General features: G+C 42.0%; 20 protein-coding genes and 1 tRNA gene. 10 read left to right on the forward strand and 11 right to left on the reverse strand.

Translation table 11 applies throughout. The features are described from left to right. The first annotated feature begins 2 nt into the window (after positions 1-2). Genes GO493_RS24200 through GO493_RS24210 form a run of 3 tightly spaced genes read left to right on the forward strand, consistent with a single transcriptional unit; the run spans position 3 to position 1,628 of the window. Entirely contained in the window at positions 3-449 is a 447-nt protein-coding gene (locus GO493_RS24200; RefSeq protein ID WP_157308815.1) for a phage holin family protein, read from the forward strand. Beyond that, on the forward strand, positions 439-1,125 hold the full coding sequence (locus GO493_RS24205; protein WP_157308816.1) for a DUF6549 family protein: 687 nt from the start codon (positions 439-441) through the stop codon (positions 1,123-1,125). The genes GO493_RS24200 and GO493_RS24205 overlap by 11 nt, the downstream gene beginning before the upstream one ends. Before the next feature lie 2 nt (positions 1,126-1,127). Continuing rightward, positions 1,128-1,628 carry a glycoside hydrolase family 73 protein gene (locus GO493_RS24210; protein WP_157308817.1) on the forward strand — a complete coding sequence of 167 codons (501 nt, stop codon included), beginning with the start codon at positions 1,128-1,130 and terminating at the stop codon, positions 1,626-1,628. Positions 1,629-1,682: 54 nt separating this feature from the next. Here the strand turns inward: GO493_RS24210 and GO493_RS24215 are convergent, their stop codons facing one another. Continuing rightward, entirely contained in the window at positions 1,683-1,994 is a 312-nt protein-coding gene (locus GO493_RS24215; protein ID WP_157308818.1) for a hypothetical protein, read from the reverse strand. Continuing rightward, positions 1,994-2,386, reverse strand: coding sequence for a hypothetical protein (locus tag GO493_RS24220; protein ID WP_157308819.1), 393 nt, complete (start codon positions 2,384-2,386; stop codon positions 1,994-1,996). The genes GO493_RS24215 and GO493_RS24220 overlap by 1 nt, the downstream gene beginning before the upstream one ends. Before the next feature lie 117 nt (positions 2,387-2,503). On the opposite strand from GO493_RS24220, the gene GO493_RS24225 reads away from it, so the two are divergent. Next, a complete protein-coding gene (locus GO493_RS24225; RefSeq protein ID WP_157308820.1) occupies positions 2,504-2,737 on the forward strand; it encodes a helix-turn-helix domain-containing protein in 234 nt (77 codons plus the stop codon). On the opposite strand, the gene GO493_RS24230 is transcribed toward GO493_RS24225, so the two are convergent. Together GO493_RS24230 and GO493_RS24235 are read right to left on the reverse strand one after the other, a co-directional pair. After that, positions 2,734-4,014 (reverse strand): site-specific integrase, encoded by a 1,281-nt coding sequence (locus GO493_RS24230; protein WP_157308821.1) that lies wholly within the window; start codon positions 4,012-4,014, stop codon positions 2,734-2,736. The genes GO493_RS24225 and GO493_RS24230 overlap by 4 nt on opposite strands. 107 nt (positions 4,015-4,121) lie before the next feature. After that, positions 4,122-4,195: transfer RNA gene (locus tag GO493_RS24235), tRNA-Arg, on the reverse strand. A gap of 109 nt (positions 4,196-4,304) precedes the next feature. Here GO493_RS24235 and ung point away from each other — a divergent pair. Both ung and GO493_RS24245 read left to right on the forward strand, forming a co-directional pair. Then, positions 4,305-4,976, forward strand: coding sequence for a uracil-DNA glycosylase (gene ung, locus GO493_RS24240; RefSeq protein WP_157308822.1), 672 nt, complete (start codon positions 4,305-4,307; stop codon positions 4,974-4,976). A gap of 195 nt (positions 4,977-5,171) precedes the next feature. Further along, on the forward strand, positions 5,172-5,828 hold the full coding sequence (locus tag GO493_RS24245; protein WP_232539024.1) for a lysophospholipid acyltransferase family protein: 657 nt from the start codon (positions 5,172-5,174) through the stop codon (positions 5,826-5,828). A gap of 254 nt (positions 5,829-6,082) precedes the next feature. Here GO493_RS24245 and GO493_RS24250 read toward each other — a convergent pair whose 3' ends face one another. Further along, positions 6,083-6,826 (reverse strand): hypothetical protein, encoded by a 744-nt coding sequence (locus GO493_RS24250; protein ID WP_157308824.1) that lies wholly within the window; start codon positions 6,824-6,826, stop codon positions 6,083-6,085. Between the two features lie 429 nt (positions 6,827-7,255). Here GO493_RS24250 and GO493_RS24255 point away from each other — a divergent pair, with 429 nt between their 5' ends. Together GO493_RS24255 and GO493_RS24260 are read left to right on the forward strand one after the other, a co-directional pair. Then, complete coding sequence (locus GO493_RS24255; protein ID WP_157308825.1) at positions 7,256-8,344, forward strand: nucleotide-binding protein; 1,089 nt, start codon at positions 7,256-7,258, stop codon at positions 8,342-8,344. Between the two features lie 984 nt (positions 8,345-9,328). Then, positions 9,329-12,034: a glycoside hydrolase family 78 protein gene (locus tag GO493_RS24260; protein ID WP_157308826.1), complete on the forward strand. Its 2,706-nt coding sequence runs from the start codon at positions 9,329-9,331 to the stop codon at positions 12,032-12,034. A 46-nt stretch (positions 12,035-12,080) separates the two neighbouring features. Here the strand turns inward: GO493_RS24260 and GO493_RS24265 are convergent, their stop codons facing one another. The 3 genes from GO493_RS24265 to GO493_RS24275 all read right to left on the reverse strand — a co-directional run bounded on the left by GO493_RS24265 (position 12,081) and on the right by GO493_RS24275 (position 17,424). After that, positions 12,081-13,676 carry a glycoside hydrolase family 71/99-like protein gene (locus tag GO493_RS24265; RefSeq protein ID WP_157308827.1) on the reverse strand — a complete coding sequence of 532 codons (1,596 nt, stop codon included), beginning with the start codon at positions 13,674-13,676 and terminating at the stop codon, positions 12,081-12,083. A gap of 208 nt (positions 13,677-13,884) precedes the next feature. After that, the gene (locus GO493_RS24270) at positions 13,885-16,809 is read right to left on the reverse strand and encodes a WD40 domain-containing protein (protein ID WP_198315822.1); all 2,925 of its coding nucleotides are present in this window, start codon (positions 16,807-16,809) and stop codon (positions 13,885-13,887) included. A 42-nt stretch (positions 16,810-16,851) separates the two neighbouring features. After that, positions 16,852-17,424 carry a hypothetical protein gene (locus tag GO493_RS24275; RefSeq protein ID WP_157308829.1) on the reverse strand — a complete coding sequence of 191 codons (573 nt, stop codon included), beginning with the start codon at positions 17,422-17,424 and terminating at the stop codon, positions 16,852-16,854. A gap of 186 nt (positions 17,425-17,610) precedes the next feature. Between GO493_RS24275 and GO493_RS24280 the strand changes: the two genes are divergently transcribed. Together GO493_RS24280 and GO493_RS24285 are read left to right on the forward strand one after the other, a co-directional pair. Further along, the gene (locus GO493_RS24280) at positions 17,611-18,417 is read left to right on the forward strand and encodes a hypothetical protein (RefSeq protein ID WP_157308830.1); all 807 of its coding nucleotides are present in this window, start codon (positions 17,611-17,613) and stop codon (positions 18,415-18,417) included. A gap of 168 nt (positions 18,418-18,585) precedes the next feature. Continuing rightward, positions 18,586-19,245 carry a dihydrofolate reductase family protein gene (locus tag GO493_RS24285; protein ID WP_157308831.1) on the forward strand — a complete coding sequence of 220 codons (660 nt, stop codon included), beginning with the start codon at positions 18,586-18,588 and terminating at the stop codon, positions 19,243-19,245. A 50-nt stretch (positions 19,246-19,295) separates the two neighbouring features. Here GO493_RS24285 and GO493_RS24290 read toward each other — a convergent pair whose 3' ends face one another. Genes GO493_RS24290 through GO493_RS24300 form a run of 3 tightly spaced genes read right to left on the reverse strand, consistent with a single transcriptional unit; the run spans position 19,296 to position 21,823 of the window. Further along, positions 19,296-20,276, reverse strand: a complete 981-nt coding sequence (locus tag GO493_RS24290) for a hypothetical protein (RefSeq protein WP_157308832.1) — start codon at positions 20,274-20,276, stop codon at positions 19,296-19,298. 39 nt (positions 20,277-20,315) lie between these two features. Beyond that, on the reverse strand, positions 20,316-21,032 hold the full coding sequence (locus tag GO493_RS24295; RefSeq protein ID WP_157308833.1) for a LytR/AlgR family response regulator transcription factor: 717 nt from the start codon (positions 21,030-21,032) through the stop codon (positions 20,316-20,318). After that, complete coding sequence (locus GO493_RS24300; RefSeq protein WP_157308834.1) at positions 21,029-21,823, reverse strand: sensor histidine kinase; 795 nt, start codon at positions 21,821-21,823, stop codon at positions 21,029-21,031. The genes GO493_RS24295 and GO493_RS24300 overlap by 4 nt, the downstream gene beginning before the upstream one ends. Positions 21,824-22,524 lie beyond the last annotated feature (701 nt).

Below are 22,524 nucleotides of genomic sequence, written 5' to 3' on the forward strand. Positions count from 1 at the left end.
GTATGAAAGCAATAGTTATATATCTAACACTCGGATGGGCAATGGCGCCAGTAATTTCCTGGATAGAAAAATATGTATTTTCTGATTGGGAGTTTTTAAAGTTCCTTTTTGTTATTGTGTCGGTTGATACTGCGCTGGGACTTTTCAAAGCGATACGGCAACGTCAAGTGAGCAGTAAAGGGTTTGGCATGGTGCTGAGAAAGATTATTATCTATACTTCAGCATTGGTTGCGACTTCCGCCCTCACAAAGTTCACCGTTAGTGGAGCTCCGCAGGTTGCCTTTTCTTTCCTCGGTAATGTAGTATTCTCCGCTATCATGGTACGGGAAGCAATCAGCATCTTCGAAAACATTGCTGAAATAGATCCGGGGGTATTACCAGGTTGGATTTTAAAGTATCTCCAAAAATTCGATTCTCTCACCGGCAAAAAATTAACGGATGAAAATTAACGTATGGACCACTTTGTTCGCCGTTGTGGCTATCTTCTTCGTTTTCCTGCAGGTAAAATCCTATCGACAAGAAACATATTATAAGGGTATCATTGCTGCAAAGGATGATACTGTAAGAACCTGGCAGGACGAAGCCGGCCGGTGGAGAGCTGAGGCAACATCTACCCAGGTTGCAAATAAGGATCTGCAGGAGTTTTTTCACATGGAAGCAGAGCAGATCCGTAAGGACTTCAACTTGAAGTTGAAGAATGTTACTGGCTACTTGCGTGCAAACCTGCAGACTTCTGGTACGGTAACAATAAAGCCGGACAGCGGCACAACTGTCATTGTTCGGAATCCCTCCGGATCAGATACAGCTCACTTCCGGTACCGGGATCACTGGTCTAAATTTGACGCTACTTTACTCAACAACAAGCTAACGCTTGATTATCAGACAAGAGATTCAGTTGCTTTTGCAATGTCTCGAAAACGTCGCAGTCTCTTTGGACCTAAACGCGCCGTCCTGGAGGGCATAAGCTACAATCCTAATAGTACAATTGCGGGTATCACTGGTATCGAAATTAAAGCGCCAAACTATCGCTGGAGCATTGGTCCTTGTGCTGCTTACGGCTGGATGGGGAATCGATGGTCACTATTTACCGGAGTCTCTGTGCAATACTCACTGATTAAATTCTAACAATGACAAAAGAACTGTTCTTTAAACAATACTACCACTCTGCGGTGAAAGCAGAAAGGGAAACAGGAGTACCGGCTTTGGCTGTGCTCGCACAGGCTGCACTGGAATCCGGATGGGGAGAGAAGGCGCCCAACAACATGTTCTTTGGGATAAAGGCAGGGCCTTCCTGGAAGGGAAAGCGACAGTTGATCACTACCAGGGAAGTGCACTCAAAACGTGACATAAAATATCCGGAAATACTTAGCATTATAGCACGTTCGGATGGTAAGTATGATTACAGAGTAAAGGATTGGTTTCGTGCATATGACACTGCTGGTGAATCTTTTGCTGACCATGGTCGGTTCCTGCAGGAGAATCCCAGGTATAAGAAGGCATTTGAAACAACGGATCCTGTAAAGTTTGTTGAAGCAGTAGCTGCTGCTGGATATGCAACAGATCCTGAATACGCGAAGACTTTAAAGAGCATCATTGCCAGCCTTCAAAAGATGGTCCCCGGTAGTTGATGCCGATTCATAACGTGGAATTAAACGATAAAGCCGGGTTTTCACCCGGCTTTCCTATTTGCAAGCATAGAACCAGAGCAAAGCCAAAATAGTCAAACAGGCCATAGCTGTGACTATTTTGACCCGTTTTATCTTCCTTCGTATTCTCCTGGCCTCCACCAGAGCTTTTATCCTCTGAAGTTCCTCTTTCTTCAGCTGCTCTTTTGTTAACACACTATGCAAGTAATCTGACATTGATTGAGCTTCTGGAATAGCGGCTCTGATAAGGTCTAACTTCAATTTCTCAGTCGGAGTTATAGATTCCCTGATCTCAGCTATTATAAGAGCACGAATGTGCTTTATTATTTCGGATGTCGTTAACTCCATTATAGCTGTGTTTTCTTGACAAATGAAATAACATAGTTAATCGCTTCTGAAACGGTGTCCCCGAACTCTCTCATCCGCTCGTTAACTACTGTAACAGCGTCATCAAGATGTTCGTCAGGAACGCCTTTCTGCCTGAGCACCTCTTTGTCGGTAAAGGGACGTTGCTTTTTATAACGCGGAGAAGGCAGGAAGTGCTTTTCTATCAACTTCAGTATAGTCTCTTCGAACCGGGGTACCGGTTCATTTGAGAGGCGTTTGACTCGTTTCGGATTCGAAACATTGTACTCAATTACGCGTTCTTCATATGAAGCCCTCACCAGGTGAGGCTTCAGTGGGACTTTGTTAAGTCTTAGATCAACGGATTGTTTGTCTAATTGGATTTTAAACAGCATATGGATGACATTTTGGTTATTGTAGCTAATTTAGTTAAGTTTTATATAACTAGATTTATAAATCTAGTTATATAGATTTAGAATTATTAATCTAAATGTGTATATGTTCGTTATAGAATGTTGAATAACGAACATATCATCAAACAACAGATTGGCGCCCGCATTAAAAAACTAAGGGAAGACCGTGGCATGTCACAGTCGGATTTGGGCTATGAAGCCAATATTGACCAGAATACAGTTTCCAGGATCGAACTGGGAAAGAATAACTGGCGGTTGGAAACTATGATAGCAATTGCCAATGCCTTGGAGACTAACTTTTTTGAATTGTTCAAACCGGGAAAAGGTCATTAGGCAAACTTATTCTTAGCTACCTTCTTAATAGCCAGCTCTCGCTCGGCATTATTGACATCGTAGATACTGCGGACCATTGTTGTGGTAGTATGTCCATTCTGTTCAGCCGCTTTCTGCTGTGCATCCTGCAACGCCTTCTGAAGTTCACTATTTACAGATTCTGTAGTATTCAAGTGCTTTAGCGGATAAAAGTCCTTCTCAATACCGAGCTTATCTTTAACATGAAATTTCCACCGTCGAGATATCTGTTCCTGCCGAATCGGCCGATTCCGCCACATGGGCATTAGGTCTTCGCAAAATAGATAAAGCCTTTCATCTGGTCCGCCAGCAGAAAGTTCGTCTGCTTCTTTAACTACTTCTTGCCACAGGGGTAACGCATTAACATTAATTGGTCTGTCATCTTCCCGATAAAATTCTCCCTTTTTAATTAGCACCTTAAATATTTGCTTTTCAAGGTCTACATGGCGGCGCTCAACACTGAGTAGTTCTGATTCCCTTGCTCCAGAATGAAAGAATATTTGCATAAACCGCCAAAAGGAATAATAATTCTCCCGCAAGTGTGTATTAACGAGAATGCGTTCCTTCACAGAAAGGACATCTCTTTTTTTCCTTACTGTTTTCCTCTTGCTGATCCCCTCGATAGGGTTGACTTCCATTGCCTCCAGCTCGTTCAATTCTTTAAAGATGATCTGCAGATCTGTTCTATAACGATTAAAGTTGTTTGCAGTCCAATTTTCTTTTTTATTCCGGCCAATTCTATCCAGCAGTAGCCGAATATGCTTTCTTCGGATACTGCCTATCGGCATATCTGAGAGCAATTGATCATTCAATTTAATAGCCTCAGCAGCCCTTTTTACATGGGGCATCTTATTGGCGATATCTTTTTTTGTTTTTTCACTCATGACTTTCATCTCCAGCCCTAGCTTCAAGGCTTGTATAAAGGGGGTGCCCGGGTCGATGAGGGAAAGCGTCGGAGAATCATCCGGTTTTTCACGCTCATTAAGAATAGGGTTATATCCCTGATTCTCAAGCAGGTCACGTTCGAAGGTGATCAGCTCTCTCATCATTTGCTGTCTTCGTTCCCTGTCTTTTTCCTTATTGAGACCACTTTTAATGACTTTACGCTTCCCTTCCGGGTACTTTTCTTTGAATGCTGGGTCAAAAAAACGGTATTCAATCCGCCAGGTGAGTTTCATTGACGCACGGGTAGTATTCCAGTTCTTTGGAAACTTGTTAAACTCTGTGTAGTGGCATCCATTTGTGAGGTGGTTCTTCATGTAGCTAATGTTTTCCCGTCAACGTTTCCGTCAACGCTTGTGAAAAAAAGCTACAAATCTGATGAGAGAGAGAGGGTGAAAGCCTTACTAGGTAAGGCTTTCGAGAGTGAACCGACCAGGATTCGAACCTGGGACCTGCTGCTTAGAAGGCAGCTGCTCTATCCAGCTGAGCTACCGGTCCTATTCACCAAAAATTCCCGTATATTTATACGTTTTATTTGGGAGTGCAAATCTATGGAAAATTCCCTTAATTTTTCAAAAAATTCAGCTATTCAAAAAAATTAAAAAATATGGAGGTTAAAATCGAAGAAAGTTGGAAGGAAATCCTAAAAGATGAGTTTAAGAAATCCTACTTTGAACAGGTTGTAATGGCCTTAAAGCACGAAAAAGCAGCCGGTCACACCATTTATCCTCCCGGCAATCTTATTTTCAATGCCTTTGACAAAACCCCTTTTGACAAAGTAAAAGTAGTCCTTTTGGGACAGGACCCCTATCATGGAGCCGGACAGGCCCATGGATTATGCTTTTCTGTTCAGGACGGAGTAAAACCGCCTCCCTCACTGGTAAACATCTATAAAGAGCTTCAGAGCGACCTCGGAATTCCTATTCCTGCTACAGGAGACCTTACCAAATGGGCTGACCATGGGGTATTATTACTCAACGCCATTCTCAGCGTAAGGGCAAGTGAGCCGGCCTCTCATAGTAAAATAGGGTGGGAGAGCTTCACTGACGCTGTTATACGTAAGGTATCCGAGCTTAAAAAGGATGTGGTATTCATTCTCTGGGGGCGCTTTGCCCAGGACAAGCAGGTCCTCATAGATGCTACGCGTCATCATATCCTGAAAGCAGCCCATCCTTCTCCTTTTAGTGCAGATAAAGGGTTTTTCGGCTGCCGCCATTTTTCCAAAACGAATGAATTGCTTGCCAAGGCAGGCATAGAGCCTGTAGATTGGCGGTTATAAGCAGATTTTATTGCTAATGGCCGGGAACCCCAACCGGCCATATAAACACTTATGTATATTATATACTATAATATAGCTATATTTATATACCAAAATCAAAGGATTGCTCAACTGACTATGAAATGGCTAAAGAATCTGCCAGGTAGGCTCTATGCCGCGTATGCCTTGCTTCTCTTTATTTGTATGATGCTGATCATGCTACTCCCTATGTGGCTGGTCTCCCTCCTGCCGGCTCCCCTGGATATAAAGTATTTCACCACACTGGGCAGGGTCTGGGTACATATATACCTCCCGCTTATTTTCTGTCCGGTACGTGTAAAAGGGCGACAGTACTTCAAATCAGAAGGTCCCTATATTATAGTGTGCAACCATAATTCCTTCGTTGACATTCCCGCTACCTTCTATGCCATTCCCGATGCCAGTAAAAGCCTGGCTAAAAAGGAGATGGTTAAGACACCTATATTCGGCATAATGTATAGAGTGGGGTCTGTACTGGTTGACCGGAATGATCCCGAAAGCAGGAAACAAAGTTTTGTTGACATGAAAGAAGTGTTGCAGCAAGGAGTACACATGCTGTTATATCCTGAAGGCACGCGTAATAAAACGGATGACCCGCTTAAGTTCTTTTATGATGGCGCTTTCTCCCTGGCAGTAGAAACAAAGAAACCTATTTTACCTACTGTCATTTTCAATACCCGGAAAATTCTACCTGTAGGTAAAGGCTTTTATGCAAAACCTCATAAAATAGATGTTCATTTCCTGCCACCGGTAGAAGTTGATGGGTTATCTATGGAGGAACTGAAGGAGCAGGTGTTTAATACTATGTGGGATTATATAAAGCTGTGGCAATAAGGTTGTTTAGGAGATATAGCGTATAGCTATCATCCAGCTACTATCCATATATCATCGCAGAAGTAAACGTGGACATGATGTGGGAATGACTTCCAGATGTGTAGTGCCGCGGTAAATCTATCAGGAAAGAGTGTAAGGGTATGTTCTACCAATGAGAAAACGGCTGCAGGTCACGCCTGCAGTCAGAAAATGGAATAAGTATGTAATTCAAAGAATAGGTTATTTACCAGTATATATTTATCGGGTCAGGATAATTATTCCCGTTGAATGACGGATGGTTGTGAATGAATATAGTTAGTGTATGGTATATTCCGGGGCTGGGGATATATCTGTTTATGAAAGACTTCCAGCGTTTGCGGAGTCTGTACTGCAACAATATCGGCAGCAAGATACCTGGCGTTGTGGGAAAGGATATTATTCTGCAAGCCTCTTACCTGTAAGGTTACCATCAGGGTTCCGTTACCGGGTACATCAACTGGGAATGCTGCGCCGTTAAAAAATTTTCCTGCCTCTACGATCAACACGTCACTATCCGTACCTACTACTTCATGTGTTGTGAAGTTGATACGTGTAGCGATCACCTTTACTTCCAGGGAGGTGATGCCTTTGAATACAGGTAATGTTTGTGCAGGAATGTGCAGTTTGCCATCCGCAGAAAGTTGAGGCGATAGGATAAAGAACTTGTCTGTTCCAGTATGTTCATTGAACCGGAAGCCTGTCAGGCCCTTTATGTTATCGCCTGCAGAGGGAATGAGTACTGTTGTTAACCGGTTGATATGACTTTTGTCTCTGCAAACGTCTAATTCGCCATAAAATGCATGGCGGATGAGCGCTCCTGTTTTACTGGCCATGCCGAAGCGTTGGGCAGCACGACGGGTACGAGCAGATTGCCGGACAATTTCAGGCATGCTGCGCAGGAGGTATTTTCCATTTCGTCTATAACCGATCAGGTTACCGAGCTTACCAGTGAAAAGAAGTATTGAATTTTGCTGGCCCATAAATAATATACTGTTAATGCATGAAGATAGCATTATATGCTGCAGGCATTTGGCAGTAGGATTGGGGTTATGTAAGGGTAGAGAACGAATATAGAAGGGTATTTAAGGGAGAGTATGGGGAATTTGATAGCGATTAATGGGAGTTGAAGTTGGGAGGTTTCGAAAAGTGTGTGTGGGACATTGTAGAAATTGGCATATTCAGGTCATTAATCTATACTTCCTATATGATACATGGTAAGCTGGAAGCTGACTTTAAAGGTACTTTGATTTTACAATGATTATTAATGAGCTTGTTATTTGAGGGTTTTTTACAATATAAACTAGATTCTATTAACAAACTTCCCAATTCTAAAGCTTAGAAATTTTAATGACTTAAATCATTAAATTGCAATGTAATTATTCTCCAGCTTCTCAACAGTTATTACATTTATGAGCACCCCCAAGCCATTTATTTTTATTGGATGTTCAAGTGAAGGCTTAGAATTAGCAAAGAATATTCAATTTCAGCTGCAAAATATTGCACGAACTAAAATTTGGAACCAAGGTGTTTTCCCTTTGGGTGAAAGTATATTAGAGGGGCTGATACAAGCTTCAGATGATTTTGATTATGCGATATTAATTTTAAGCGCTGATGATGAGTCGATAAGCAGGAATGTGAGACAGCCAGTAAGTCGAGATAATGTTTTGTTTGAACTAGGACTTTTTATGGGAAAATTAGGTCGAAAAAAAACTTTTGCTGTATATGATGCCCATAAACGTCCAAAGATTATATCAGACTTAGAAGGTATTATACTTGCAACATATGATAGTAGTGATAATGATTTATCTTCTTCACTGGGCCCGGCCTGCTATTTAATCAGCCAAACTATAAAAGATACATTTCAAATACAAAAATCAGCAACTACTTCTTTTTGGAAATCCTATATGGGAAATAACTACCATATAGTAATAGGAAGATTCCAGGAATTTCAAAATTTTGAACCTACTGGTTTCCTTGCAGTAGGGGATGCTAGAGGTCTATCAGATATCTGTGCGTATCTTGAGTCAATAGGCAGTAAAGTCCCTCAAATAGAGTATGCTGATAAAATGAATGGAGATTTTCTCGGTAATGACCTTATTATAATTGGGGGGCCAGATGCTAATGAATTATGTAAAGCAACAATTTCAAGATTGAACCTCACTATCAAATTTGGCAATCCTGAAAAATACGAAGTGAGTTTTAGGAATAATGAGACAGGGGATAGGTTTGTTCCGAAAATAATTAACAATAAGGTACAGAAAGACTTTGGAGTAATTATTAAAGCCCCTAATCCATTTAATCCAAAGAGAAATGCAGTGCTATTATTTGGTGCATTTGGATATGGTACCTGGGCGGCTATTAAATATGCTACCAGTCTTGACTTTCTTGAAAATAAAATTGTATCGGAACAGTATTTTGAATGTATTGTGGAAACTGAAGTAGTCAAAGATACTCCCCAGGCACTTAGAGAAGTTTTTCTAAAAAAGCTGGATCTATAATGAATTGAATTTATTGGATGCTATGTATCTTTTGAAGCAAGTATATATTCTCTCGAAATCAATATATATGGTTTTGAAGCTTACAATTTAAGAACATTCTAATTGTGAAATTCAAAGCGAGATGGAATCTTTTAATTGAAATTCAGGTCAAAACAATCTGGTAAATAGCTATTGTAGGGAGAAGGGATATTTTTCTTAGGAAATAAATAAATAACTGCCGGTTATTCTTTAATATGGGGATGGATTATACAACTCAGACAACAAACGAGCGGGTATGGACTACAATTTCCATGTCAAATAATGCTTTCCAAGCTTAAGACAGGCGTTTATCATAGAATTCAAAGACGGGTACATTTGTTATGGAATAAATATGCAATTATGCAGAAAAAGGAGGGTGTCAAAGAACTATTTGAGTGTACCTGAGAAAAATAAATTACCCTTTTACATTTAAAGGCAGCGATCAGAAAGAACTATAGTTAATAAATAAAAACTGATACTGTCTTCTTTAGAAGGAAGGGGATGTGTCAAAAATAAATGAACGTTCTCAGAATTGCTTAAATGATTACCTGATTCCATCAGGTACACGAATAAAAAGAGGCTGCTCAATACTTTTGAGACAGCCTCTTCCTTTTAGAACATTTTTGTTCAATGCGTATAAGCCTGTTTAGCTTTAACATCCCTGATTTTTGAGTGTAGATCCATTAACGCAAGAATATCCATGGTATACATCATACCAGTTCGCTGGAAATAAGCCAATAAGGTTCATAGACATAGATGGAGCAGAGGAAGGAGACCCCTTCTTTTCTTGAGAAGACCGCTTATACGACTAGTTAACAAAGCCTATGTAGTTGCAACTTCGTATTGCCTTCGTCTCTGAAATGTTCATAGCGCTCTACTCAATCTATCCAGAATAGGAAAGTACAGGATAGTTAACAACAGTCATTCCCTATATTTAATTATCAAACACTCATCAAAATTCCCGTTATGAAAAAGCATGTGCTTCTATTCCTGCTCTATGGTCTTTTTTTCAATGCGCTGGGGCAAACCAAAGTCGATGCTCTTCTTTGTGAGAACCGTGTCAATCCAGGCGGTATAGACGTATCTGAACCATTGTTCAGCTGGCAACTATCAGGCAGCCGAAAGGGGATCCGTCAATCTGCCTATGAATTGCGCGTCCGGACGTCCTCCAGACAGTTATGGAATAGCGGAAAGATCACTTCCGACCAATCCGTTCATATACCTTATAAAGGGCCAGCCCTTACCTCCGGGACAAGATATTACTGGCAGGTCAGGGTATGGGATGAAAAAGGGCAGGCTTCTGACTGGAGCCCGGTAGCAGAGTGGCAGATGGCGCTTTTACAGCCGGGCGACTGGAAAGCCAGCTGGATTGAGCCGGGATTTAAGCTGGACAGCTTGTTAAGGCCAAGCCCTATATTCCGCAAAACATTCAACACCTCAAAAAAGATAAAGGCAGCTACTGCCTATGTTACTTCGAGGGGGCTTTATGAGGCGTGCATCAACGGCAAAAGGATAGGAGATGCCTTACTTACTCCCGGTTGGACCAGCTACAGGAAAAGATTACAATACCAGCAATACGATGTGACCAAGCTGCTTCGCCAGGGTGACAATGCAGTCGGAGTTGCATTAGGAGTGGGGTGGTACAGCGGGTACCTGGCATGGAGTGACAGCAGGAATCATTTTGGATCCAATATCGCTTTACTTTTCCAGCTAAACATTCAATACACTGATGGCACTGAAGAAACGGTTGTTTCAGACGGCAGCTGGAAATCATCTACAGGCAGTATCCTTTATGCGGAGATCTACCATGGCGAAACTATCGATGCCAGAAAGGAAAAGGAAGGCTGGTGTACTCCCGCTTATAATGACCATGACTGGTCTCCCGTTCGGCTCAGCAGTGACAATAGTAAGGATAACCTGATCGCCACCGTGAATGAACCGATAAAAAAGCATGAACAATTCAAGCCGGTGCGAATATTTACCACTCCCGCCGGTGAAAAGGTGATGGATTTTGGCCAGAACATGGTAGGATGGGTACAGGTGCGGCTTAAGGGTAGTCCGGGAGATAGCATAGTGCTGCAGCACGCCGAAGTGCTGGATAAGAACGGGAATTTTTATACAGAGAACCTCCGCCATGCCCGGCAAAAGAATACTTACATCCTTAAAGGGAATGCGACCGAGCTGTTTGAGCCTCATTTCACATTCCAGGGCTTCCGTTATGTTAAGATAACCGGGTTTAACGGTCAGATAACCCCTGATGATTTTACGGCTTTCGCCCTCTATTCTGACATGCCTGTAACCGGAAGCTTCAGCTGCTCAAATCCACTGATCAACCAGTTACAGCACAATATTGAATGGGGCCAGCGCGGGAACTTCCTGGATGTACCTACAGATTGTCCACAACGGGATGAAAGGCTTGGATGGACAGGGGATGCACAGGCATTTTCCAGGACAGCTGCATTTAACCGGCAGGTGAATAATTTCTTTGCGAAATGGCTGAAAGATGTAGCGGCCGACCAACGAGCCGATGGCAGCATTCCTTTTGTTGTTCCCAATGTGCTGGGAAATACAGCTATGGGCTCTGCCGGTTGGGCTGATGTGGCGACTATTCTTCCATGGAACATGTACCTGGCGTATGCAGACAAACGCCTGCTGGAACAACAATATCCCAGTATGAAAGGCTGGGTCGATTATATGAAAGGCCAAAGTGTTCAGGACTTATGGAATACTGGCTTCCATTTCGGCGACTGGCTGTTTTATCATCCTGACGATGATCTGGACGGGACCGCCGCTATCACCGACAAATACCTGATCGCACAATGTTTTTATGCCCATTCTACCCAGTTGCTCATCAATGCTGCACAGGTATTGGGTAAAACAGCCGATGTAACCAGTTATACGGAGCTGCTGCAACGTATAAAAGCGGCATTCGTAAAAGAATATGTTACTCCCAGCGGGCGACTGGTATCCGGTTCCCAGACAGCATATGTTCTGGCATTAAACTTTGATATGCTGCCTGAAAACCTGAGAGCCCAGGCAGCCCTCAGATTGGTGAACAACATTAAAAGCTATAATAACCATCTCACTACCGGTTTTCTCGGTACGCCTTACCTGTGTCATGTGCTAAGCCGTTTTGGATACCTGGATATAGCATATACACTTTTATTGCAGGATACTTATCCTTCCTGGTTATATCCTGTAAAAATGGGTGCTACCACGATATGGGAGAGATGGGATGGTATAAAGCCGGACCATAGCTTTGAAACGCCCGGTATGAATTCATTCAATCACTACGCTTATGGCGCCATAGGCGACTGGATGTACAGGGTCATTGCAGGGATCGATACCAAAGAAGATGCACCAGGCTATCGTGAGATCATCATCCACCCGCATCCGGGTGGAAAACTCACAGAAGCAACCGGTTCACTGCTCACTTATTATGGAAACATCAGATCCTCCTGGCAACTGAAAGACGGGCAGTTTATGCTTGATGTGGAAATACCGGCAAATACTACAGCTACTGTTTATATCCCGGGAAAGGAGAGTAGTGATATACTGGAGAGCGGTAAATCTATCACTGCTCAAAAAGACATACATCTTATCAGCCGGGAGAAGGATGTTACAATAGTGAAAATAGGTTCAGGGCAATACCATTTCACAACAGCGCAATAAGGAAATAAAACAGGCCGTATCCCAAAAGATGCGGCCTGTTTTATTATCAGTTCTGCAATGTCCATTGGCTGCTTTCAAAATAGGCCGGTACTGCCGTGCATTGTGCCAGTCCGCTCTGGTTTTCCAGGTTCAGGTAAGTTCCCTGCCATTCATTCTTCAGACGGGTATACCCGTTATAGTCTTCCAGCACCCAATAGCTGCTGTAGAAAGTATTTGGAACGTCAGTACTTTCTACATAGCTGTAGAGATGTTCTATGTTCAGATAATGTCCGCTAGCGAGGTTTTTGAAACGAACATGTCCGTTCACCTGCTCCTGTACCCATTTGTACTGATTGCCGGTATTGCCGGTGCTATATTTTACCTGTCCGTTCTCTTCATATAGATAGGTGTTCAGCCACCTGTTCTTGATATATACACCCTGAGTGGAAGGACCGCTTATACTGTTTAATAATGCTTCAGCATCGCTCACCCGCAGATTGGCCAGATGAGTAAATACCTGCGCCAGTTGGGCCTGTATACTGCTATTACCACTATATTGCTTTCTTGCCTGGTAAAGACGGAAAATGAGTTCCAGTTCATGCTGCCCATATTGCACACCTAATTTCTGCTGCATGATGGTGAGGAAGGAATAGCCTGTTTCCTCCGTAGGTTCTATCATGGTGCCTTCTCCATAATCGTTCCAGGTTGCAAACTGTATGATGCTTACGCCAGAGTTAAGTGCTTTGTCCAGCATTGCAGAGAAAGTGGAGGTGCCATTGAAAGGGATCTGCCAGGTTGGTCCGTCGGCGCCACCGGCGGCATAAAAGGAATTGAAGCCCGGATATACTACTCCGATAGCCAGTGAGAAATTGGCCACCTGTGAATAGTAGTTGTCTACCACCGTAGGATGGTCCTGGTAGATCCAGGGAAATTCACCTCCTGCGTTATGGCTGCCTACCTGGCTGGTGAAACCATATAGAGGCAGTACTTTGGGCTTTGGATTGATGCCATTCAGTATTGCATCCCATTCAGAGGATTGATGAAAGGTGATAGGGCCGAAGTTGAGCACAACGGGAACGTTGTTTGTTCTCAGGTAATTGGACTGGCCAAAGTAATTGTTCTGCATGTACACAAAATCTCCATGTGCCCCGGAGGTGTTGCCGGCATCCCAGTTTCTGTCTTCATGTACAATTGAAAATTGAAGTCCCACGGCATTGAGTTTGCTGATCAGTGCATTAGAGTTGTACAGGTTATCGGGATAATCATATAGTTGCCGGGTGCCTGGCCAGTCAATGAAGATACCATCTGCACCGGCGTACTTCATCAACAGTAACTGATATTCAAGGATATCAGGATCTGCGGATGCATAAGGGCCTGTTTTAGGATAATACCAGGCGGCAATCTGTCTTCTGCCATTGACGATGATATCCGGGTTCTGTGTATTCATCTTCCAGTGATAACCCCATGTACCTTTGGAGGCTGGTGTTTCAAACCAGGGCATCCAGTGAATGAAGATCTTCTTTGTGGTTGTCTTGCTTACGCCAGCGGCATTTACCGTAACAGCCTGTAATGGGCTGTCTGATCGTGGAATGACCTCCTTTGCGGGTTTGTTACATGCAAACAGGAATAATGCACAGCATAGGAGCCGGGTTAGTGTTTTCATAAGGTCTTAAATGAATTTTGAGGGTAATGAATGGGAGCGAAGATCGCTTCCGTTTTTCGGGAGTGAAGTTAGTTATACGTGGTCATCCGGCATTATAAAGTGCCCTGAATATAGAAGAAAAATACGCTTTGTTGTATTATATGATTGGAAATCAGTTTGATGTATGGGTGACGTATATAGACTTAGTCAAATGATAATGGTGGAATTTTTACCGGCAGACCGGCTGATACTTCCTGCCGTTCATATACAAATTCCAGTCGGCTTCAGTAAGTCTGTAATTGAGTAGCCTGCATGCAAGGCTTATTGCATCAGAAGCTCTCCAAAGCCATGCTGATGTTTTGTATTTTTGTGAGGCGGCAATGATATATTTACCGTCTGAAGAGAAAGCTACCTTTTCAACCGGGTCATTGGAATTCCAGGTTATGAAAGATACCTCTGTTTTTGTTTGAAGGTCGCGGATGTGTATTGTTCCATCCTGGCAGGCTGTAGCCAGGTATCTTCCCGTTTTGTCAAAAGAAGCGGCATTTACAGCTGAATTATGTCTGAAGCTGGTAGTCCTTTTACCCGTACGTATATCATACAGGGTAATAGTGCTATCGTTAGAGCTGGAAACGGCTAATGATTTATTGTCAGGGCTTCCTGCAATATCCAGACCGTTGCTGACTGGAATGGTTACTTCGTCAGTGGCGCTATTATCAAAATTTAAGCGGAATATTTTATCTTCTGCGATCAGGCAAATGTGATTTTTATCCGGGCTAAGATTTACACTTCGTAAATTGGGATATTCTCTTGTAAAGAAAGAAGTTTTCTTTTCCATATTTAAGAGGCTTAATCTGTTGCCTGCATCGATAAGTACCAGTGATTGGGCGCTTCCGCTGAAGGCTATATAATAAACAGGATCTTTGGCCGGTTGGGAGAAGAACGTCTTCCAGGAGGAGGTTTCTAAAATAGTTATACCATTTGCACTTCCAATGGCAAGGTATTTACCGTTGTGATCAAAGCTGAGGGAATTAATTCCCTTTCCCGGTGAATACTGGAAAATCAATTTGTGTGTTTTAACGTCCCATACCTTTACCAGGCTATCACTTGCTGTGGCAAGCATATTACCGGTGTCAGCATATGCAACTGTTGCAATGGGCAAGCCATGTTTAAATGCAGACATATTCTTTTTTGTGAGGTCCCATAATCTTGCAGCGCCATCTTCATTTCCAGTCAGAAGATGAGTATTATCGGGAGCCATAACTGCTGACCATCCCTGGGTTATAATAGGCACTCCTTCACCCGTAATACGGTCATTTGTTTCGACTTCTTTTCTTGTATTATCAACTACTTTCCATACTCTGCCCTTACTTCCATCAGCTGTAGCAATGTATTCACCGTCGGGGCTGAAACTAACGTTATAGGCATCTGCTTCTTTATAGAGGCGATTTACCTCTTTATAAGTAGTAGTGTTCCAGACACTCGTATAACTCCCGCCGGCAACAAAATACCGGCTGTCAGGGCTGTAAGCGATGGAATAAATTATCCCATTGGTATTAATAGTTGATAATAGCCGGAAATCGCGGGCTGACCAGATTTTAATTGTTTTATCCCAACCGGTTGTTATGAGCGTATTGCTATCGGGACTATAGGCGGCTGCCATTACACGGGCGGAATGTTCAAGTGTCTTTGTAAGCCTGCCGTTTGAGGTATTCCATATTTTTGCGGTTGCATCGTCAGATGTACTCAGCATGTATTTGTCGTCCATGCTGAAAGCCACGCTCCACAACATGTTATCGTGTTTAAAGCTGTACTTCTTTTCAGACTTTTTTACATCCCATAATATAGCTGTACTATCTCTGCTGGCAGTTGCCAGGTAATTATTATCATGACTGAATGCCAAAGACCATACCTTGGAGGTATGCCTGATGGTTGACCGTTTGATTTTTTGAGACAGCTCCCAGATGCAGGCCGTATTATCCTCGCTGGCTGAGGCAAGGTACCTGTTGTCGGGGGAGAAAAGTACTTTACGTACAGCGGCTGAGTGCATAAAGATTGTTATCAGCTGACCGGTCTTTACATCTATTACTTTTACAGTACCATCATTGCCCGCAGTGGCAAACATATTTCCATCGTTACTGAAAGTAATATCCCATATTGCTCCCTTATTAGGTATTTTAAGGACCGTTTTATTGGAAGACCTTTCAATGATCCTTGCTATGCTATCCTGACCAGATGTGGCAAAGTATTTCCCATCAGGACTGAACCTGGCCTGACTTATCTCCTGGTTATCAGTCTCGTTACATAGTTCCGGTAGTAATACAATGCTCTCCCACGCAGCGTGATCAATTTCGGTAGAAGAGTATATATTCAGTGCTTCAGTGGCAAGGGCCACTGCTAAAGGAAGATTTTTGAAATCATTGCTGCGTATTAACTCTGACTGAGCTGCCAATTGTCTTGCCAGGGAGATTGAGCTTTGCTCCAGGGCAGTTTTTCTTTGCTGATTGGCAACAATAGCCTGCCAGATCGCTACTATTGAAATGGCTCCTATGATTAAACCGGTGAGCCATAGAATGATCCTGGTAATACGATGCTGCCGCACATCTTCACCACCTAGTTCCTCTTTACTTTTTCCATGTAAAGGAGCTGCAATTGACAGGATATTATCAAGAAATGATGGATCGCGTAAGTTAAAGGTCTCTGCTGATTTGAATTGCCGGAAATCAATATAGTTTGGCTCAGATTTGAATTTGCCTGAGAGTATGTTGGGTAAGGCATTGGTCCTGCTCCAGTCAAAATCATTCTTATCATCATTCCATAGTACTTCTCCATCTGTAAGGATGATAAATAGCTTATCTGCTGATCTGTTCTCAACCCACCAGGTTATTTCCCGTTTTACCCATTTGGATTGAGTAGCGCCCTGAGAGGCAAATAGCAGGAAGTAGTCAGACTGGCTGATGGCTTGCTGTATATTGGGCCAGAGCTCCGGGCTGATAGAAAGGTTTGTCTGATCTCTGTAGATATGCAGTTGTCTCAGCTTATACCATGGCTTTGCAAACTTATGTAATGCTGATTGTATCCTGGGGGCAAGCTTATTGTCAGCCGCATGGCTATAAGATATGAACGCATTGTATTTAAAACCAGCGTTATTCACTTTGTTGTTTGGGGATTTAATTATAAAACTGATCAATTGAACCTACAACCTATCGAGAAAAAGAGCGTTGAACATGGTGAATTCATTAAATTGAATACTATTGTACGAAATATCAGGAATAATATATTCTGCCAGATGCCCGGGAAGCTGTTGATGTGAAAAATTTTCTCCGATCAAAGTTTGCAATTTATTTACCTCTTCGGAATATTCTGACAGGTCCCGTTTGTACTGCAGAAGATTTAAATAAGCGAAATCCGGGTCTGTTTTCTCAAATTCCAGTATGAACATATCATAATATGGCATTATGATACTGATAGTAAGATTAAGCGTTAATAACCTGGAAGCAGAATTTTCGACTTTAAGCAGCAGGTGGTAACATCTCTCTCTTATAAAGAGCTTTGTTTCATCACGAATTGTTTTACCGGGAAACGCTACCTGTACAGCTTTGATAAAATTTGACCAGGGTTCTTTATTTTCCCGGTAATGACAACAGATTTCTGTGAGTTGCTTAAATTCTATGGTATCAGTATAAGCTTCGCTCAAACCATCTATATTTTTAGGGAAAAACTGATAGATCTTCTCCTTTAATGAATCGATTAACAAGTCCTGGTCCATAATAAAGCTAAATATATTATTTTTTGAGTAAGAGATACCGGCACCTGGCTTTATATTTTATAATATTAATTATATTAATAATGTTTGTATATATTTGTGCCCTGATTTAAGAAGACAACAACTGTTAAGTTTATAACCGGAGACCAATATACTGTTGCATTATAAATCCTAAATACATAAAAACCTGTGAAAAAACTTTTCTTGAGTGCTACTTCACTTATGGTATTGTTTGCTGCCTGTAGCAAAGATGATGACAATGCTCCTCAAACCAATAAAAAATACGTGCTGAGCATTGCGTATTCATCAGATAGTCTTGAAATATCGTATGATGATAATAACAGAATGAAGAAAATACGGGACTGGTACCTGGAGCAGGATTACATTGACTCTTCTGAGCTGGTTTATGAAAACGGTAAACTGACAAAGCTGACAAGTAACAATTCTGAAGGCGTAATGAAGTTATCTCAATCCTTTGAGTACAACAACGCTGGTAAGCTGATGAGGGCAAACTCTTATAATTCCATTGGTGAGAGACATAACTATGACAGTCTTGTATATAATAATGATGGCCGTTTAGTTGCTTTGTATGAAGCGGCAGCTGATGGATATATGCGTAAACATAACTATACCTGGGACAGTAAGGGGAATATTGTTAGCAGTGTGCGTATCAATATAGCAGAAGGTGTTGAAACGAAGGATAGCGCTTTCACTGTCTATACCTATGACAGTAAAGTGAATTTCGGCTCCAGGCAACCAGAGTTTTTTACCCTGGAACCGAAAGAGCCAGCCTCCTGGTTATCTGCCAATAACCTTGTTAAGTCTGTGGAGACAAATAACACAGACAGGAGTTATGCTATGACTGTAACGAATGAATACACTTACGATGCAGATGGCTATCCTGTTACAAGGAAAGAACTTGAGAAATCAGTACGGGGAGAAGAAGTAGTGTATTCACACGAAGACACTTTCAGGTATCGTTATATCATGAAATAATTTTTAATGATCCGGTTAAAAGGGGGCGTGATGTACATCGCGCCCCTTTTTGTTTGAGGCATATGCTTAAAATTATTTTGTCACAATCCACCCTTCTAAAGTCGCATTTACCCTGCATCAGCTTTTGCCATCGCTGCTATATTTGTAACAACAAAAAACAAAGTAACTATGGCAAAGATCATTGTAAACAATTTTGTTTCGCTTGATGGTGTGATACAGTCACCTGGCGGTCCTGACGAAGATACCTCCAATGGTTTTAAATGGGGAGGATGGGTTGCTCCCCACTGGGACGATCTGATGAACGAAACAATGGGTGCGTCTATGCAGAAACCTTATGACCTCTTATTAGGCAGGCGCACTTATGAGATATTTGCAGCTCACTGGCCGTACAGGCAGAATGATCCTATTGCGGAGAAATTCAATAGTATCCGTAAATACGCTGTCTCCGGCAAACAGGTGGAGCTGAACTGGAAAGGTTCAATCCTGATAACCGGAGATGTGGCAGCACAGTTGCAGCAGCTGAAGAGTCAACCGGGCCCTGATCTCCTGGTATTTGGAAGTGGTAAACTGGTGCAGACCTTGCTGGCTAATAACCTGGTAGATATTCTTCAGGTCTGGACCTTTCCCGTAACAATAGGAAAAGGGAAGCGTCTATTTGCTGAAGGTACACAGCCGGGTAACTGGAAAGTAACGGATTCCAGGGTCTCCACCACAGGAGTTGTTATTGCCAGTTATGAGCCGGCCGGGGAAATAAAACTAGCTGCCATAGCTCCTGAAGCTCCTTCGGAGGCTGAATTAGAGAGAAGGGAACGGCATGCAGTGGAGTAATACTGAAAGCATAAAACCTTACAGCGTCCTGTAAGGTTTTATTATACATGTCAACGCGTTTTCTTCTTAAATGGGTTGTAAGACGCTCCGATGCTAAAGTAACCAGGTGATTTCCGGTTTACTTCAAGAATATAATTACTGGCTGTTTTTCCCTTTTCTGTCAGCTTGCTTTCAAAAAAGGAGGAAAAGCCCGATTTGAAAGTAAGTATAACACCATTAATGTTATGCTCATACGTTATGCCTGTTCTTAATTCCATTTGTCTGAAATTATAGACTGGTGGAGTTGGAGTATATACATAGAAATTATCCCCGGTCAGTTCTGTTCCGAGTGACAGGCGGCCATTGGTAAAAAGACTGCGTTTCATGAGTAAGCGCTGCGGCAGGATGAAGTCCAGTATCCATGGTGAGTTTCGGAATTTATACTCCAGTGAAAAAGTGGGCGCCATTGGTACAGGAGAGGAGGGATCAAAGAATACCAGGGCGCCTACGCTCATAGTTGTTGAAGGTGTGCGCTTAAATATCCAGGAAGCGCCAAGAAATCCTTTAACCCATTCTGCATCTTTTTCTGAGCCATCTACGAGAATGCTGGCATTATAAATAAAAGGCTTCTTAAATAAAGTAGAGAAATAAGTAAAGCTAATCCCTCCGGAAAGATAGTGGTACTCATGCTTCTGATTAAAGGCCGGTTGCTGAGCATCTCCTTTATTGATCACATTTTGCATATCATAAGCATCATAACGATATACGAAGGAAGAAGTGAGATTCCATTTGGGCTGGCGTATTACTGGAATGTTGGCTCCAAATCTGAACCTGGAATGGCTTTTTATTTCTCCTTCCTGAAAGTCTTTTCCGAACAATTTATTGTCGAATCCGGAAGACAGGTATTGCAGGAATTGTAGATCAAAGGTCCTTGTGACGGGAAATTTGTCAGCAATTGTTGCCTGCATGTTTTTCTTGACCTCACCGTTATCCTGTGCCTTTACAAAAAGACATAGGAATACCGATGAAAATAAACAGATTGTTTTTTTCATGCGCATTGTTTGATAGAATTATTAATGATTCCCGGTGTCTTACAGCTTATCCGGAAGTATCTTGCCTAGATATGTTTCCAGGAAGTCTTTTCTGAAAACATCACCAATGGGTATTTCTGAATTCTTTATGTAAAGAGTATGACTATCGAATGAAGTAATGTAATTTGTATTTACCACATAAGATTTACTTACACGGATAAAGCAGGTGTTGTCCAGGTGACCATGAATGGTTTTCAGATTCATCGCGGTAATGATCTTATTGTCTTCCAGATGAATGACCACATAGTCTTTAAGTGCCTCGACATACAATATATTTTTGTTCAAAACCTTATGATAGCGGCGTTCGGCTTTGATCAGCATGAAATCATTCCCGACCTGTTCGGTCCTGCCTTCCCCGTTCAGCAGACCATGGTAGGAGATAGCTTTAGCTACGGCTTTCTTCAGCCTTTCTTTTTTAATAGGTTTCACGAGGTAGTCTATGGCATCTACCTCATAACTCTGTAAGGCATATTGAGAGAAGGCTGTCGTAAATACCACCAATGTTTGCTGTGGTATGGACGTGGCAAATTCCAGCCCGTTAATACCTGGCATTTGTATATCCAGGAAAATAAGATCTACCTGGTTTGACAACATAAATTCGCTCGCCCTTTTAGCGCTGTTAAAGCTGCCTGTTATTGTCAGCTCTGTGAAGCCCTGCAGCTGCAGCAGGATACCCTCGCGGGCCAACGGTTCATCATCTACAATTATACAATTCATAATGGTAAATGCAGTATTACTTTGTACAGAGAATCGGTTTCATTTATTTTCAGTGTATAGTGCTTACCATATAACAGATCCAGTCTGCGTGTTATATTTGTAAGCCCCAGCCCTCCGCCTGTTGTTTTTGAGGAGGGATCTCCCGGTTTTGTGTTGATACAGGTAAAGAAGATACTTTTATTATCTCTGGTAAAGGATAGGTCTACTCTGGAGGGAACATCGTCCGGATCAGCGCTATGTTTTACTGCGTTTTCAACAAAGGTGGTGAATAAGCTGGGTGGCAGTAAGAGATCTCCCGGCTTACCGGGATTTTTATTTGTGATCGTAAAACTGAAATCATCCCGCCTTATCTTTTCCAGTTCAAGAAAGTCATTGAGAAAGGTTATTTCCGATTGTAATGAGACCAGCTTATTATTATTTTCATATAGCTGATGATGCAGAAAATCAGAGAGCTTCATTAATACAACTGATGCCTTTTCCGGATCTTTTAGTACCAGCACATTTGCGTTGTTGAGCATATTGAACAGAAAGTGAGGGTTGATCTGGTTCTTCAGCTCACGAAGCTCTATCTGCAGAGACTTTTTTTCCAGTTCATTAATACGGACGGTATCTTTCTGCCACCGTTGAAGCAATTTTATAGAAGTAGATGAAAACACGATAACTCCTAATATATTAGTATTGGCTATTATTTCCCTGAAAACGCTGGTGTACCTGCGCGCCTTAAAAATGCGGTATGCCCCGAAGTTATATTCATAGAAATGCTCAATAAGGAAATGATTTATTGTTATCATTGTAACCAGGGTACAGATATAGGCAAGATACTTGTCCCTGAATAACAATTTGGGGACAAGCAGATACATATTCGTATACACCATCAATATGAAAAATAATAATTTGGTTATCCGCAGATACAGATCATAGTTTCCTGAAAATTCTCTTGGTTCGCCGGGATCATAATACTCTGTAAAGATCAGGTATACCCACATGAATAAATGGCGGTAAACTCTGTATTTGTTCTCCAGAAGGTAATTGATGGCTCGGTTTTGCTGACGCGAAATATTCTGCATAGTTCTAAAGCGACCCTTTAATCTGGTGCTAAGTAAGACAAAAAACTTTGTCGCAAAATCTTATTTATACCAAGGCCCCTTTTTTTTATACCAAAAGGAATTACCAATACAGGGAGGTATTGTAGTATATCTGTTCGTATAAAATAAGGGTCTGTTTGTATAAAAAGCAGGTACGCTCTATTGTGTGCGGTTACTTTTGCCGAAAAACGGAAGCGTTATGGATCAGATATTGATTTTTAAAACGAATGTAGACTCTCCCATGCATGTCCTGAAGGTGGAGGGACTTTTCAGGTCCATTCATTCAATTATACGATGGAATTTTGACCTGGAAGATTGCGACAGAATTTTGCGTGTTGTAGTGTCTGATATACATATGCGGCCGGAAATGATTGAACAGCTTTTAAGATCAGAGGGTATATGTTGTG

The organism is Chitinophaga tropicalis, assembly GCF_009758205.1.
GTDB classification, from domain to species: Bacteria; Bacteroidota; Bacteroidia; order Chitinophagales; family Chitinophagaceae; genus Chitinophaga; species Chitinophaga tropicalis.